Source organism: Variovorax trehalosi (genome assembly GCF_051216415.1).
Classification (GTDB): Bacteria; Pseudomonadota; Gammaproteobacteria; order Burkholderiales; family Burkholderiaceae_C; genus Variovorax.
The window spans coordinates 542,058-555,521 of record NZ_JBPJZG010000003.1 but is presented as its reverse complement, the minus strand read 5'-3'; the positions used below and the strand labels follow the sequence as shown (position 1 = coordinate 555,521).

At 67.4% G+C, this 13,464-nt stretch carries 18 protein-coding genes; 5 read left to right on the top strand and 13 right to left on the bottom strand.

Annotated elements, in window-relative coordinates; all coding sequences use genetic code 11:
• Window positions 1–6: 6 nt before the first annotated feature.
• From ACSFA7_RS14615 to ylqF, 8 genes are all read right to left on the bottom strand, one after another.
• The gene (locus ACSFA7_RS14615; protein WP_435500223.1) at window positions 7–1,407 is read right to left on the bottom strand and encodes an ABC transporter permease subunit; all 1,401 of its coding nucleotides are present in this window, start codon (window positions 1,405–1,407) and stop codon (window positions 7–9) included.
• Between the two features lie 13 nt (window positions 1,408–1,420).
• Window positions 1,421–2,128 carry an ABC transporter ATP-binding protein gene (locus tag ACSFA7_RS14610; RefSeq protein WP_435500028.1) on the bottom strand — a complete coding sequence of 236 codons (708 nt, stop codon included), beginning with the start codon at window positions 2,126–2,128 and terminating at the stop codon, window positions 1,421–1,423.
• A 128-nt stretch (window positions 2,129–2,256) separates the two neighbouring features.
• Entirely contained in the window at window positions 2,257–2,406 is a 150-nt protein-coding gene (gene ykgO, locus ACSFA7_RS14605) for a type B 50S ribosomal protein L36 (protein WP_013542562.1), read from the bottom strand.
• Between the two features lie 90 nt (window positions 2,407–2,496).
• Window positions 2,497–2,946, bottom strand: a complete 450-nt coding sequence (locus tag ACSFA7_RS14600) for a Fur family transcriptional regulator (RefSeq protein ID WP_435500027.1) — start codon at window positions 2,944–2,946, stop codon at window positions 2,497–2,499.
• A gap of 31 nt (window positions 2,947–2,977) precedes the next feature.
• Window positions 2,978–3,487: an anthrone oxygenase family protein gene (locus ACSFA7_RS14595; RefSeq protein WP_435500026.1), complete on the bottom strand. Its 510-nt coding sequence runs from the start codon at window positions 3,485–3,487 to the stop codon at window positions 2,978–2,980.
• Window positions 3,488–3,537: 50 nt separating this feature from the next.
• Window positions 3,538–4,158 (bottom strand): Crp/Fnr family transcriptional regulator, encoded by a 621-nt coding sequence (locus ACSFA7_RS14590; protein WP_435500025.1) that lies wholly within the window; start codon window positions 4,156–4,158, stop codon window positions 3,538–3,540.
• A 27-nt stretch (window positions 4,159–4,185) separates the two neighbouring features.
• Complete coding sequence (locus tag ACSFA7_RS14585) at window positions 4,186–4,656, bottom strand: hypothetical protein (protein WP_435500024.1); 471 nt, start codon at window positions 4,654–4,656, stop codon at window positions 4,186–4,188.
• Window positions 4,656–5,621: a ribosome biogenesis GTPase YlqF gene (gene ylqF, locus ACSFA7_RS14580; RefSeq protein ID WP_435500023.1), complete on the bottom strand. Its 966-nt coding sequence runs from the start codon at window positions 5,619–5,621 to the stop codon at window positions 4,656–4,658. Before ylqF ends, ACSFA7_RS14585 begins: the two co-directional genes overlap by 1 nt.
• A 208-nt stretch (window positions 5,622–5,829) precedes the next feature.
• Between ylqF and bamE the strand changes: the two genes are divergently transcribed.
• The 3 genes from bamE to ACSFA7_RS14565 all read left to right on the top strand — a co-directional run bounded on the left by bamE (window position 5,830) and on the right by ACSFA7_RS14565 (window position 7,470).
• Window positions 5,830–6,429 carry an outer membrane protein assembly factor BamE domain-containing protein gene (gene bamE / locus ACSFA7_RS14575; protein ID WP_435500022.1) on the top strand — a complete coding sequence of 200 codons (600 nt, stop codon included), beginning with the start codon at window positions 5,830–5,832 and terminating at the stop codon, window positions 6,427–6,429.
• Between the two features lie 134 nt (window positions 6,430–6,563).
• On the top strand, window positions 6,564–6,992 hold the full coding sequence (locus ACSFA7_RS14570; protein WP_306883191.1) for a CBS domain-containing protein: 429 nt from the start codon (window positions 6,564–6,566) through the stop codon (window positions 6,990–6,992).
• A gap of 118 nt (window positions 6,993–7,110) precedes the next feature.
• Window positions 7,111–7,470, top strand: a complete 360-nt coding sequence (locus ACSFA7_RS14565; RefSeq protein ID WP_435500021.1) for an HPF/RaiA family ribosome-associated protein — start codon at window positions 7,111–7,113, stop codon at window positions 7,468–7,470.
• Between the two features lie 24 nt (window positions 7,471–7,494).
• Here the strand turns inward: ACSFA7_RS14565 and ACSFA7_RS14560 are convergent, their stop codons facing one another.
• The 5 genes from ACSFA7_RS14560 to ACSFA7_RS14540 form a co-directional block, all read right to left on the bottom strand.
• Window positions 7,495–7,965 (bottom strand): MerR family transcriptional regulator, encoded by a 471-nt coding sequence (locus ACSFA7_RS14560; RefSeq protein ID WP_435500020.1) that lies wholly within the window; start codon window positions 7,963–7,965, stop codon window positions 7,495–7,497.
• Window positions 7,955–8,377: a nuclear transport factor 2 family protein gene (locus tag ACSFA7_RS14555; RefSeq protein WP_435500019.1), complete on the bottom strand. Its 423-nt coding sequence runs from the start codon at window positions 8,375–8,377 to the stop codon at window positions 7,955–7,957. The genes ACSFA7_RS14560 and ACSFA7_RS14555 overlap by 11 nt, the downstream gene beginning before the upstream one ends.
• A gap of 100 nt (window positions 8,378–8,477) precedes the next feature.
• Complete coding sequence (locus ACSFA7_RS14550) at window positions 8,478–9,404, bottom strand: SDR family NAD(P)-dependent oxidoreductase (protein ID WP_435500018.1); 927 nt, start codon at window positions 9,402–9,404, stop codon at window positions 8,478–8,480.
• 114 nt (window positions 9,405–9,518) lie between these two features.
• Window positions 9,519–9,899, bottom strand: coding sequence for a response regulator (locus ACSFA7_RS14545; RefSeq protein WP_435500017.1), 381 nt, complete (start codon window positions 9,897–9,899; stop codon window positions 9,519–9,521).
• Window positions 9,900–10,062: 163 nt separating this feature from the next.
• Window positions 10,063–10,767 carry a glutathione S-transferase family protein gene (locus ACSFA7_RS14540; protein WP_435500016.1) on the bottom strand — a complete coding sequence of 235 codons (705 nt, stop codon included), beginning with the start codon at window positions 10,765–10,767 and terminating at the stop codon, window positions 10,063–10,065.
• A gap of 183 nt (window positions 10,768–10,950) precedes the next feature.
• Between ACSFA7_RS14540 and ACSFA7_RS14535 the strand changes: the two genes are divergently transcribed.
• Together ACSFA7_RS14535 and ACSFA7_RS14530 are read left to right on the top strand one after the other, a co-directional pair.
• The gene (locus ACSFA7_RS14535; protein WP_206174509.1) at window positions 10,951–11,772 is read left to right on the top strand and encodes an SDR family oxidoreductase; all 822 of its coding nucleotides are present in this window, start codon (window positions 10,951–10,953) and stop codon (window positions 11,770–11,772) included.
• A gap of 34 nt (window positions 11,773–11,806) precedes the next feature.
• Window positions 11,807–13,399, top strand: a complete 1,593-nt coding sequence (locus tag ACSFA7_RS14530) for a class I adenylate-forming enzyme family protein (RefSeq protein WP_435500015.1) — start codon at window positions 11,807–11,809, stop codon at window positions 13,397–13,399.
• Window positions 13,400–13,464 lie beyond the last annotated feature (65 nt).

Genomic DNA, 13,464 nt, shown 5'->3' with positions numbered 1-13,464 from the left:
CCCTCTTCAAAGCGCGCGCTGGCGCACGGTGGCGAAGGCCGCGAACGCCGCTGCGAGCAGCAGGCCGGCGAACAGCACGGCCAGGCTTCGCGCCTGGTGCCGCAGCGCCCATCCCGCGCCCGGCGAGTGGTAGTCGAACGGCGGCACGGTGGCCCAGAGGTCGGGCGTGGCCTGGTAGGAGAAGTGGCGGTCGCCCAGCGGATCGGCATGCGCCACCAGGTCCTTGCTCATCAGGTCCTGGATGTTGCGGCGGTGCAGTTCGGCCGCGGTCGTGAAGCGGCGGTGGTGCGAGAAATCGGTGCCCGCCATGCCCATCGAGAAGCTGCGGATCGCGAGGATGGGCAGCACGAGGCCGCTCCACTCCTGCACGGTCTGCTGCTGTTCCCAGGTGTCCCAGAGGCGCCCGTAGTGGCGGTCGTACACGGGATACGAGGCCTGGTCATCTAGCCGCAATGCGATGCCCCACTTGCTGAGCGGCACATCACGGCCCCAGCGCTCGGTGGTGCCGAAGTTCTCCTGCCAGACCTGGTTCGACACCGCCTTGAGTTCGGCGCCGAGCTGCTGGTTGAACTCCAGCCGCGTCGGGCTCGGGAACCAGGTGCGCGACAACTCGGAGAGCACGCGCGGCGCCATCACGGCTTGCCCGATCCACAGCGCCAGCAGCACGGTGATGGCCGTGCGCGAGGTGCCCGACATCGCCGACACACCGAGCACGAGGAACACGAAGATGCCGAGGTACATCGCGTAGCCAAGCGCCCATGCGGCCAGTCGCAGCAACGCATCGATGCGCTCGCCCTGCTCCGCGCCCACGGCCACCGCGATGGCCGCGACGATGGCGGCCGGCACGAGCAGCACCGCGAGCGACGCCGACAGCGCCAGCGCCTTGCCGGCCAGGAGCCGCAGCGGCGCCACACCCAGGCTCAGCGTCTGCCGCAGGATGCCCTGCTCGCGCTCGCCCGCGAAGGCGTTGAAGCCGAGCACGATCACCAGCAGCGGGCCGAGCACCTGCAATATCCAGCCGACCGAGAGGTTGCCGAAGCGCTGCAGCCCGGTCGCGTCCTGCGCGGCGTTGAACTTCACCTCGCTCTGCCGGTGCGCCTGCAGCCACACGGTGCTGCCGATGAAGGGGTTGATGCCCGAGTCGACCATCGACAGCGGAGGCTCCGGCTTGAAGGCATGCATGCCCTGGTGGGCCGCATCGTGCGGATGGCGCTTGTCCTGGTGCAGCCAGTCGCGGTAGTCCATGGCCTGGGCGGCAACCTGCTCGGCGTGGGCGTCTCGCTGATGCGTCCAGCCGACGGCGAGTGCGGTGAAGAGCAGCATCGCCACGAGCCCGCCGGCCCAGTACAGGCGGCCGTCGCGCAGGCGCTCGAGAAATTCGCGTCGTGCGATCCAGTGCAGCAGCATGTCGGCCTTCATCTCAAGCCCTCATGTGCTGGAGGTAGAGCGACTGCAGGTCGGTGTCCGCGATCTGCGCTTCGCCGTCGAGGCTTTCCACGAGGCGACCGCGCTTCATGATGCCGACGCGCGTGGCGGTCTGCTGCGCGTGGAACAGGTCGTGCGTGGTGGTGAGCACGGCCACGCCGGTGTCGGCGGCACGGCGCAGCAGGTCGGAGAACTCGGCGGCTGCATGCGGGTCGAGCCCCGAGGTCGGCTCGTCGAGCAGCAGCGCCTTGGCCTCCTTGGCGATCGCCACCGCGATCCACACCTTCTGCCGCATGCCCTTGGAGTACGCCGAGACGCGCTTGTCGGCGGCCGCGTGGTCGAGGCCCACCTCGGTCATTAGCTCGAGGAGGCGCGTGCGCGGCAGCTCGTGGCCGAGCGCAAGGCCGGCGAAGAAGCGCAGGTTCTCCAGGCCCGAGAGCGTGCCGTACAACGTGACCTGCTCGGGGATGTACGCCACGTCCTGCTTGGTCGCGACCGGATGGCGCGTGACATCGACACCGTTGATCTCCACCGTGCCCCCGGTCGGCGCGATGAAATTCAGGAACAGGTTGATCGTCGTCGTCTTGCCCGCGCCGTTGGCGCCCAGCAGGCAGTAGATGTCGCCGCCGCGGATGTCGAGGTCGAGACGGTCGAGTGCGGTGTGCGTTCCGTACTGTTTGGTGAGGCCGATGGCTCGGAGCATGGACAGGTTTCCGGTTGGAGAAAAAGACGCGCGCAGGCCTGCGGCGGCGCAGGTGCGCCGATGCAGATGGGTCGGTTCAGTCGTGGGGTTTCGGCGGGGAGACATCCCGCCTTGTCGTCAGCGCAGGTTCAGCGCTTGTTCTTGTTCTTCGCGCCGCCCTGGCGCGCCTTGAAGCGCGGGTTGGACTTGCAGATCACGTAGGTGCGGCCGCGTCGGGTCACCACCTGGCAATCGCGGTGACGCTTCTTTGCTTCCTTGAGCGAGGACAGGACTTGCATCGGGTCGTTCCGAAAAGTTGGGACCCGCGACTATACGTTATTGAGAATTCATTCTCAATAACAGCGAAAAGCTGACGGCAACCTGTCGCGTCAGTGCGCCTTGTGCCCGCTCGCCTTGCCGCCTGCATCGACGCAGGCCGCGCACAGCCCATGCAGCGTCACCTCGTGGCTCTTCACCTGGAAGCCCTTGGGCGCGAGGTCATCCATCGGTCCCGGGCACGCATGCAGCAGGAACACCTGCCCGCATCCCGAGCAATGAAAGTAGTGATGGTGGTGATCGACCTCTTTGCCGTCATGGTGCGCGTGGCGGTGCGCGGCGGGCTTGCAGGCCACTTCGTAGCGCGCCGGTTCGCCCGGCAGTTCGACCTTCGCGATCTCGCCGTCGGCCAGCAGCAGGGAAACCTGGCGGTACACGGTGGAGAGGCTGATCTCGGGCACGATCTCGCGTGCGTGTTCGAGGATTTCCGGTGCGGTGAGCACGCGACCGGTGTCGCTGAAAGCGGAGAAAACGGCGTTGCGCTGGCGCGTGAGGCGTTGCATGTTTCGATGATAGTGGGCGGGCCCTTTCCGATCAGCGCCGGGGGCCAATCGTCCGCGCGCAGAGGGCGAAGAGCGCCAGCGCGAACGCCGCCGCGCTGGCCACGGTGCGCCACAGGTTCGCGGCATTCCATCGCTCGCGCGTCTGCATCCAGTCGGACGGCAACGCGCGCGGGTCCCACGACTCGGTGTACGCGTTGAGCGGCAGGTTCACCTGCGCGGTGAACACCACGATGCCCAGCGCATACAGCACGCCGGCCGCCCCCAGGCACCACCACCAGCGCACGCGCCACTGCGGCCAGGCCGTCAGCATGGCCAGCGCGCACAGCAACGGCGGACCGAAGAAGAAGCTGAAGAACATCGCATGCCGCACGTTGCGGTTCAGACTGGACTGGACCAGCGCGTAGGTGCTGCCGTCCATTTGCAGCGTCGCGAAGTTGACATTGGCGCTGTAGGTCCAGAAGAAGCCGGCCATCAGGCCAAACCAGAAAATGGCGAGGCCGTGCAGGCCGAGTTGCAGCGCGGTCGATGAAAAACGGAACATGGCTCCCCTCCGGAAAAGCCCCACTGTCCCAGCGTCGTCGACCGAGCGCCTTAACCGTCGATAAGTTTCATGCTGGCGCGCAGCCGCGACAGCGAGACGTCGGTCATCCCCAGGTACGACGCCAGGTGCCGCAGCGGAATGCGCTTCGCCCATTCGGGCCGCTCGCGCAGCAAGTCCTCGTAGCCCCGCGCGGTGCACTGCAGGAAGACCTGCTCGCGCCGCATCTTGTCGTCGAGCAATCCTGCCAGTGCGTGCAGTTGCAGCGCGGTCCATGAGGGCAGGCGCGCCACGGCCGATTCGAGCGCAACGTACGGCAGACACCAGACCGTGGCCGGCCCGAGCGCCGCGATGAAGAAGGCTGCAGGCTCGCGCCGCAGCACATCGGTCACGGGCCAGATGAACGCGTCCTCCGCGTGGAAATTCTTGTTCGACTCGCGGCCTTCGCTGTCGATGTAGAAGAGCCGCAGCAACCCGCGCTCTACCCAGAACGCATGCTGCCAAGGCGCGCCGGCCGCGAGCAATGTGACGTGCGCGCCCAATTGTTCTCGTCGCGCCTGGGCAGCCAGCGCGGCCAGTGGCACGGCGCCCAGTTCAGGGAAGCGGCGCGCGAGCGCCTGCATCCAGGCACGGCCCGCGCCGTCGCCTGAAGAGGGAGCCGGAGCCGAACGCAAGGCGCCCGTCCGATGCGTTGCCGGTCCCTACGCCAGGACGTTCTGGCCGATGCGCCGGGCCTCGTCGGTCAGCGCGTCGTAATCGCCCTGCACGAACTGCCGCACCAGGCCGGCCACGTCTTCGCGCGCATGGATCTCGAAGCTGAGGTTCTGCGTTTCCTTGGAAAACCAGCCCTTCTTCACTTCGCGGCTGAAGCTGCACTGGTAGTAGTGCAACTGCTCGTGAAAGACGCCTCCGATGCCGAACTGCACCTTCATGTCGTCGCTGCACAAGACCAGCGCGGGCAGCGGGCCTTCCTGCGCGACGAGCCAGGCGGCCATCACCTCGCGCCATGGCACGGCGTCAAGCTCGCGCAAGAAACCTTCGGCATCGGTGGGCTTGCGCTCGTGTTCCTGTGCGCTCAGTTGCTTCAGGTACGCGGCAACACTCACCAGGCCAGGAAAGTCTTCCGAGTCGGTATCAAGACCACCCTTGCGAAAGAAAAAGAAACTCGGCATCAGGGGCTCTCCTCGGTTGGGGCTTCGGGCTTCTGCTTGCCCTTCTTGTTTCCGCGCGCCGCCTTCTTGGCCGCACGCTCCGCATCGATGCGCTGCCCTTCGGCCAACCACTGCGCGAACTCCTCGGGCGTCTCGAGCGTGATGCGCCCCAGGTTGCCGGCGCGGAATTCGTGCATCACGATTTCCGCCGCCTTCTGCAGGTTGACCCGGCCCTTGCCCAGCAACGCGCCGCGCTTGCGGCCGATGGTGTCCAGCACGTCCTCGTCCTTCATTCCGGCGATGGTCGCGGCGTCGAGTTCGACCAGCTTGAAGCGCGCGGCAATGCCTTCGGCGTAGTGCCCCTTGAGGTAGTTGAGCAGTTCCAGCGCCACTTCTTCCTCGTCGAAGGCATTGCGCCCCACCGCCCCACTGGCCGCAAGGTTGTAGCCGCTCTTGGGCACCACGATGCGCGGCCACAGCATGCCGGGCGTGTCCCAGAGGTAGAAGTCGTCGGCCAGCGTGATGCGCTGCTCCAGCTTGGTGATGCCGGCCTCGTCGCCGGTCTTGGCCTTGCGCCCGCCGGTGAGCGTGTTGATGAGGGTGGACTTGCCTACGTTCGGAATGCCGCAGATCAGCACCCGCATCGGCTTGGCCATGCCGCCGCGGTTGGGCGAGAGCTCGTGGCAGGCCTTGACGATCTGCTGCGCGGGCGTGGTCAGGCTCGCATCGAGTCCGATGGCGCGGGTGGCCGGCAGCGCGTTGTAGTGCGCCAGCCAGAGCGCGGTGCGCGCGGGATCGGCCAGGTCCTGCTTGTTGAGCACCTTGAGCGTCGGCCGGCCGGCGGTGAGCTCGGCCAGCATCGGATTGGCGCTGGAGCCGGGCAGGCGCGCGTCGAGCAGTTCGATGACCACGTCGATGTCCTTCACCCGCTCGGTGATGGCCTTCTGGGTCGTGTACATGTGCCCGGGGAACCACTGGATCGCCATCGATGGATGCTCTTTCTGTCGCGCTGTCTGGAAGGAAGGTGGGCCCGAAGGCCGGGTGCGCATTGTGAACCGGGAATGTGCGCTTCATCACGTCGCTATCTTTTCGATAGCTGCAGCCCCCCATTCTGCCTCCGCCTCGCGCATATTCACCCCTAGAATCCGCGCGCTGCGCCCCCGCAGCCATTCCAACAAACCCCGAGGGAAATCCATGTTCAAGCGCCTTGCCGCTGCCGCCCTGCTGGCAGCCACCGTCGTGCCCGTGTCCGTCGTCCATGCCCAGCGCCCTTCCCCGCCGCCCGGCCCGCTGACCAGCGGCTTCCTGTGCTGCAACATGCGCACCTACGGCGACTCGATCAGTGACATCAACTACGACGAGCAGGGGACGAGCATCGTCGCCGTGGGCACGCCGGCACGCATCACCGCCTACGACTTCCGCTTTTTCAACCTCGATCTCGCGGGCAAGCCCCAGCGCATCAAGAACGACTACAGCCGCAACATCACGCTGATCGACTTTGCCAAGCGCTACGTGGTCACCGAAGACCCGAAGCAGAAGATGGCGGCCTTCCCGCCCGCCGTGAGCACGGCGATCCGCGCCGGCAAGGTGATGCCCGGCATGACGCGCGAGCAGGTGCTGATGGCCATCGGCTACCCGGTGGCGAGCGAGAACCCGAGCCTCGATGCCCCCGTCTGGCGCTACTGGCGCGACAGCTGGTCGGAGTACCAGGTCAACTTCGACGACAAGGGCCTCGTGAAGGCCGTGGTGGGCGACCCCGTGGCGCTCAGCCGCGTGCTGGCCGCGACACCTTAAGTTCTCGCGCATGGACACACGCGCAATCCCCTAGAGGGTTATGCATCGCGGGGGGCTTTTCCGCCCCTATGATTTGACCGAGTGCGGCGCCAGCGGCGTCGGTCGAATCGAAACTTTCTGATGGAGTGCCCGCGATGAAACCCGTCTCCGAACTGCTCAAGCGCCACGACTCCGCCGCCTGGCGCACCTCGCCCGACACCAGCGTGTTCGACGCGCTGGCCACACTGGCCCGCTTCGAGGTCGGCGCGCTCATGGTGATGGACGGCGAGAAGCTCGTGGGCTTTCTCTCCGAACGCGACTACACCCGCAAGGTCGCGTTGCAGGGCAAGAACTCCAAGGAGATGAAGGTCTCGGAGATCATGACGCCCGACGTGATGACCGTCACCCCGCAAACCCGCACCCGCGCCTGCATGGCGCTGATGAGCCAGCGCAAGTTCCGCCACCTGCCGGTGGTCGATGGCGACAAGGTGGTGGGCATGATCTCGATCCAGGACCTGATGGACGACATCATCAGCGAGCACGAGCAGACCATCGACCAGCTGACCAGCTACATCCAGAGCTGAGCAAAACTGCTGCATTGCGGACCCTGCCCGGCGCTTGGGTAGGGAATAGACCTACGCACGGTGCGGCGCCCAATGGCGCACAGTGGGTCTTCGTTCATCCATCCAGCAGGGACATTGCATGCAGATTCAGGTCAATACGAGCAACGGTATCGAGAACAAGGACACGCTGGAACGCTGGGCCGACACCGAGATCAAGCAACACCTCTCCCGCTTCGTCGAAGACGTGACGCGCGTCGAGGTGCATCTGAGCGACGAAAACCACGACAAGGCCGGCGGCGGCGACAAGCGCTGCGTGATGGAAGCGCGCCTTGCCCACCATCAGCCGCTGGCCGTGACGCAGCACGGCAACACGATGGACGAGGCCTTCCGCGGCGCGGCCGACAAGCTCAAGCGGCTGCTCGACAGCACGCTGGGCCGCCTGAACAATCACCGCGACCGCGATTCGATCCGCAAGGACGGCGGCTTCGTCGCGGAATAGCGGCCACCAGCCGGACCGCTGCGCTCAGGGCGTCTTGCGCCGTTTCAGCGGTGCGGCGCGCGGCGTGTCCGCGGGAATCAGCGGCGGACGATGGCCGCTCGCCATCCACGCGTCGTAGAAGTCGATCTTGCGATCGACCAGCGTGAGCGCCCTCTTCCAGTCGGCAATCGTTTCGGTCACGCGCTGGCGGTGCGCGGCGAGCATGTCGCGGCGCTGCTGCAGCGTCGTCTTGCCCTGGAGCGCGAGTGCTGTGTATTCGCGCATCTCGGCAATCGACATACCGGTGCGGCGCAGGCGCTCCATCAGGTCCAGCCAGCCGACGTGCAGCTCGCCGTAGAGGCGCCGGCCGCCCTCGTCGCGTGCCACGCCGGGCACGAGGCCCTGTGTCTCGTACCAGCGGATGGCGTGCACCGTGCGGCCGGTTCGGATGGCCAGTTCGCCGATGTGGAAGGGCGTGCCCTTCACCACCGGTGCGGCCGGTGCGCTAGCCGGCATGCGCGGCAACCGGCGGCGCTTCGAGCGCCTCCTGGACCAGTGCGGTGTCGAAGTACTCCGTCAGCTCTTTCACCTTGCCTCCTTCGAGTCGGTAGACGTAGCAGTAGCGGTTGTTGTAGCGCTTGCCGGCCTTGGTGGGCACGTCGCCGCTGAACAGCACCACCACCCGGTCGCCCTCGGCAATGAGGCGCTCGGTCTTGCTCACATAGGGTGCGGCGAACTGCGCGAACAGCGGCTTGATCAGCTCCTCGCGAATGGCCGCCTTGCCCGCATAGGTGCGCGACCAGGGCGTGCTGCCTTCCAGCGTCCAGCTGGCGTCGTCGGCCAGGCTGTCGATGAAGGCCTGGCCGTTGCCCTTGTCCAGCTCCGCGTGGATGTGCTGGACCAGGGCCTTGTTGTCTGTCGTGTTCATGGCTTTTTTCCTTGGCGTTGAATGCACCGGAAGTCCCGGTGAATTCATTGGAAATGCTCGAGTGCGCTCTAGGTCAAGCGCCATGAACAGGGGCGTTCGCTCAACCCCTCTTTGCGTTTGCCATCGCCTTGGCGACTTCGTTGCTGCCCTGCGCAGCGCCGCTCTGCGGCACGGCTTCGTCGTCGCGCGAGGTCACCTCGGCCAGCCGCGCGGCCAGTTGCTCGGCAGCGTCCGGGCCATTGCCCAGCCACACGCCCTGCGTCAACGTGATGTGCGCCGCCTCGAACACGCCCGCGCCCGCGCACAGCACCGTGCGGTTGGGCGCGTCCTGCGCGGCCAGCACCAGCATTGCGGGCACCACGGATTCGGGCTGGAAGGCCTCGAGCATTTCCTTGGGGAACAGGTCCTCGGTCATGCGGGTGGCGGCGGTGGGCGCGAGGCAGTTCACGCGGATGTCGTTCTTCGCGCCCTCGATGCTCAGCGTCTGCATCAGCCCCACGAGCGCGAGCTTGGCGGCGCCGTAGTTGCTCTGGCCGAAGTTGCCGTACAGGCCCGACGACGAGGTGGTCATCACGATGCGGCCGTACTTCTGCTCGTTCATGAGCGCCCAGACGGCCTTGGTGCAGTTCACCGCGCCCATCAGGTGCACATCGACCACCAGCTTGAAGTCGGCGATTTCCATCTTGGCGAAACTCTTGTCGCGCAGGATGCCGGCGTTGTTGACCAGGATGTCGACGCGGCCCCAGGCGTCCACCGCCTGCTGCACCATGGCCTGCACGGCCTCGAAGTCGGTCACCGACGCGCCATTGGCAATGGCTTCGCCGCCGGCCGCCTTGATCTCGTCGACCACCGCCTGCGCCGCGCTCACCGACCCACCGGAACCGTCGCGCGCGCCGCCCAGGTCGTTGACCACCACCTTGGCGCCGCGCGCCGCCAGGGCCAGCGCATGCTGGCGGCCGAGGCCCCCGCCCGCGCCGGTCACGATGGCCACGCGGCCCTTGAAGTCGATGCTGTTGCTGCTGCTCATGAGGTGTCTCTCTGCTGCTTTCGTTGGGGAGTGTTTGCGCCTTGCCGCTGTGCGGCAGCGTGGCGTTTTACCCCAGAAAAGCCCGGCAGCGGCGCGGCGCACGCGCCGCGCCAGTCACCCGTGCGACGGCTGCATGGTGGCGCAGTACGCCACCAGCTGGTCGAGTTCGGCCGATTTGTCGAAGAAGGCGTCGGCACCCAGCTGCGCCGAGCGATCGCGCATGTCGGCGGTGGCGTAGTTGCTGAGCACGATCACCTTCTGGCGGGGCGAGCGGTTGCGGCAGGCATTGATCACGCCCAGTCCGTTGCCCCGTTTCAGGAACAGGTCGACGATGGTCAGGTCCCAGTCGTCGCGGTGGTGGCGCAGCCAGTCGACGGCTTCTTCCTCGGTGCTGGCGGAGGCCACGACCTTGGCATCGGCCAGGTCCTCCAGGAATCCGGCGAGGTTCTCGCGGATCACCGGGCTGTCCTCGACAAGGTAGGCCTTGAAGGTCATGGTGAAACCGATGGAATTGGCAATTGCGCTGGATGGACTGGATTTACGCGGTGCATGAAGCCATCCTCGCGGCGCCCGCTCCGCATGCGGTGGGCCATGCAGGGCAATGCCTGTAGGCCATCCGCCACCACGCCTGTCGTCCATGGATGTCGGACTGCCGACCCTACTCCCCAGCCTGCTCCCGTGCCTGCGGCCGCTTCGCGAGGCCCACGCCGGCCGCCGGCATCAGCGCAAGGCCCAGACGCGCGGCCGCTTCGTGCTGCACGGCCATCGCACGCGCAAAGCCCGCGCGCGAACTCAGGCGCTTCCAGTACTGCTGCACCGCCGGGCCCAGGCGCTCGTGCTGGCCCAGCACGCTGGCCAGCAGCAAGGCGTAGCCGACCGAGATGTCGGCCGCCGTGAACCGCCCGGCGGAGACGAAGTCCTGCGCCTCCAGCAGCTTCTCGAGCGTGCGCAGGCGCCCGGAGAAGAACTGCGCATAGTCCTCGGCAGCCTGGGGCTGCCGGCGGTCCTCCGGCTCCAGCAAGGCATAGCGAAGCACCAGGGTCAGCGGAAAGGTCAGCGAGGCCTCGCCGAAATGGAGCCAGTTCAGATAGTCCGCGTAGCCAGCCTCGCCGCGCTCCACGTTCAGCGGCGTCGGGGCGTGGAGGCTGGCCAGGTACTGGCAGATCGCGACCGACTCGGTCATGCGGATTTCGCCATCGACCAGCAGCGGCACCGTGCCCTGCGGGTTGATCCGGAGGTATTCGCGGTGCAGCACCCGCGGCGGAAACGGCAGCATCTCCAGCCGGTAGGGAGCACCGAGTTCCTCGAGCATCCAGAGAACGCGGAACGAGCGTGCATTCGCGCAGTGGTAGAGCGTGATCATCGGTTGGAGGGCGGGGCGCCGGGAGTTGCCGCGCGGATCGTCGCATGCGCCCCACCATGGCGCCTTGCGTCGATTGGCTGCGCCGTCCCCGGCCGGCGCGCAGCCAATCGACGCAAGTTTTTTGGCGCATCGGCGAATAGCCTGCGGGCTCCTGCGATCGAGCATCGCGATTCCGGAGCATGCATGCCGTCCCTGAAATCGAAAACACTCTTCATCACCGGCGCGAGCCGCGGCATCGGCAAGGCCATTGCCCTGCGAGCCGCGCGCGACGGCGCCAACATCGTGGTCGCGGCGAAGACGGCAACGGCCGACCCGCGCCTGCCCGGCACGATCCACAGCGCGGCCGAGGAAATCGTCGCCGCCGGCGGGCAGGCGCTCGCGGTGGTGGTCGACGTGCGCGACGAAGCCCAGGTCCGTGCCGCCGTCGACGCCGCGGTGGCGCGCTTCGGCGGCATCGACATCCTGGTCAACAACGCCAGCGCGATCCACCTGGAGACGGTCGAACGCACGCCGATGAAGCGCTACGACCTGATGTTCGAGATCAACGCGCGGGGCAGCTACCTGTGCGCGCAGGCCTGCCTGCCGCACCTGGAGAAGGCGGCCAACCCGCACATCCTGACCCTGTCGCCGCCGCTGGACCTGAACCCCAAGTGGTTCGCGCGCCACGCGGCCTACACCACCTCCAAATACGCGATGAGCATGCTCAGCCGGGGCTTGGCCGAAGAGCTGCGCGGGCGCGGCATCGCGAGCAATTCGCTGTGGCCGCGCACCGTGATCGCCACCAGCGCCCTGCGGATCGCGGCGCCCGACGTGGCGGGCCAGGCGCGCCAGCCGGCCATCATGGCCGACGCCGCCTGGCACATCCTGACCCGGCCGAGCCGCGAGCTCACCGGCCAGCTGCTGATCGACGAGCAGGTGCTGCGCGATGCCGGCGTCACCGACTTCGCGCCCTACCTGGTGACGCCCGGCGTCGAGCCGCTGATCGACTTTTTCGTGGAACCGTGACCGGGGCGCCATGCCGCCCGAAGGAGACCCTCGCATGCAGACAGCCGACGCCGAACGCACGGGCATCGCCCGCATCTCGCTCGCGGACATCGTCCGGCGCAGCGCCCGACGCAATCCGGACAAGACCGCCGTCATCCAGGGCGACCGGCGGATCACCTTCGCCGCGCTCGATGCGGCGAGCGAGCGTGTCGGCGAGGCGTTGCGCGACCACGCGCTCACCGGGCGCCGCATCGCGACGATGTGCGTCAACTCGATCGAGCACCTCACCGCCATCCAGGCCATCCACAAGTCGGGCAATGTCTGGGTGCCGGTCAACGTGCAGCTCGACGCGCCATCGATCGAGCATGTGCTCAGCCACGCCGAAGTCAGCGGGGTCTTCATCGACGCCGCGCTGTTCGCCGTGCCGGCGCTGCGCGCGCTGGTCGAGCGGCTGGACCTGCTGGCGGTCGTGATCGGCGGCGCGCACCCGGCGGACACGAACACGGGCGCGCTGCAGTTCGACGCACTGGCATCGCGCCCGCCCGCAGCGCCGCTGGCTGCTCCCGGCGGCGACGACGAGCTCGCGCTGGTCATGTACACCAGCGGCACCACGGGAAAGCAGAAAGGCGTGATGCATTCCCACCGCTCGATCCACGGCGCGCTGCTGACCTGCGCCCAGAGCTTCGAGGCCACCGAGCGCGACGTCGTCGCCTCGGTGCTGCCGCTTTTTCACTGCGCGCAGCACACCATCAGCTTGGGCGCGCTGATGACGGGGGCCACGATCTGGCTGGCCCACGGCTTCGATCCCGCGGCCCTGCTGGCGGCGATCGCGCGCGAGCGCATCAGCTGGCTGTCGTGCCTGCCGATGATGTTCGACGCGCTCATGAAGCATCCCGAGCGCCCGCGGACCGATCTTTCGTCCCTGCGCATGTGCATGTACGGCCTCGCGCCGATGCCGAAGAACCTGCTCGCGGAGGTGCGGCGCGAGATGTGCGCCGACGTGCGCCTGGGCACCGGCCAGACCGAGATGTACCCGCCGACCATGGTCTACCGCGCGAGCGAGCATCCGGACAAGGACGGCAACTGCTGGGGCCTGTCGGTGGCGGGCGTGGAGACCGCCGTGATGGACGACGACGGCCGCCTGCTCGGGCCGGGCGAGGTCGGCGAGATCGTCCATCGCGGCCCCAACGTCTTTCTCGGCTACCTCAAGGACCCCGAGGCCACCGCCGCGGCGCGCCGCTTCGGCTGGCACCACACCGGCGACATCGGCATGTTCGACGCCGACGGGCAGATGCTGTTCCTCGACCGCAAGAAGGACATGATCAAGTCCGGCGGCGAGAACGTCTCCAGCATCAAGCTCGAAGCCGTGCTGCTCGCCCATCCCGCGGTCGCCGGCGCGGCCGTGGTGGGCCTGCCGCATCCGCACTGGGGCGAGGCGGTTGCCGCATTCGTGGTGTTGCGCCCCACCGCCGCCGGCACGTGTGGCGAGGACGCGCTGCTCGCGTTCTGCAGGGAGCGCCTGGGCCGCTTCGAGGTGCCCAAGTCGATCCGCTTCGTGGACGGCCTGCCGATGACGCCGACGGGCAAGGTGCAGAAGTACCAGTTGCGCACCGGGCACCTGGCGCTCTTTGCGTCCGAAAAGGCTTAGGGAACGGACACGGGTCATCTCGTGTTCATCTATCGGACAAAGCCATGGTTTCGGGAGATGGCTGC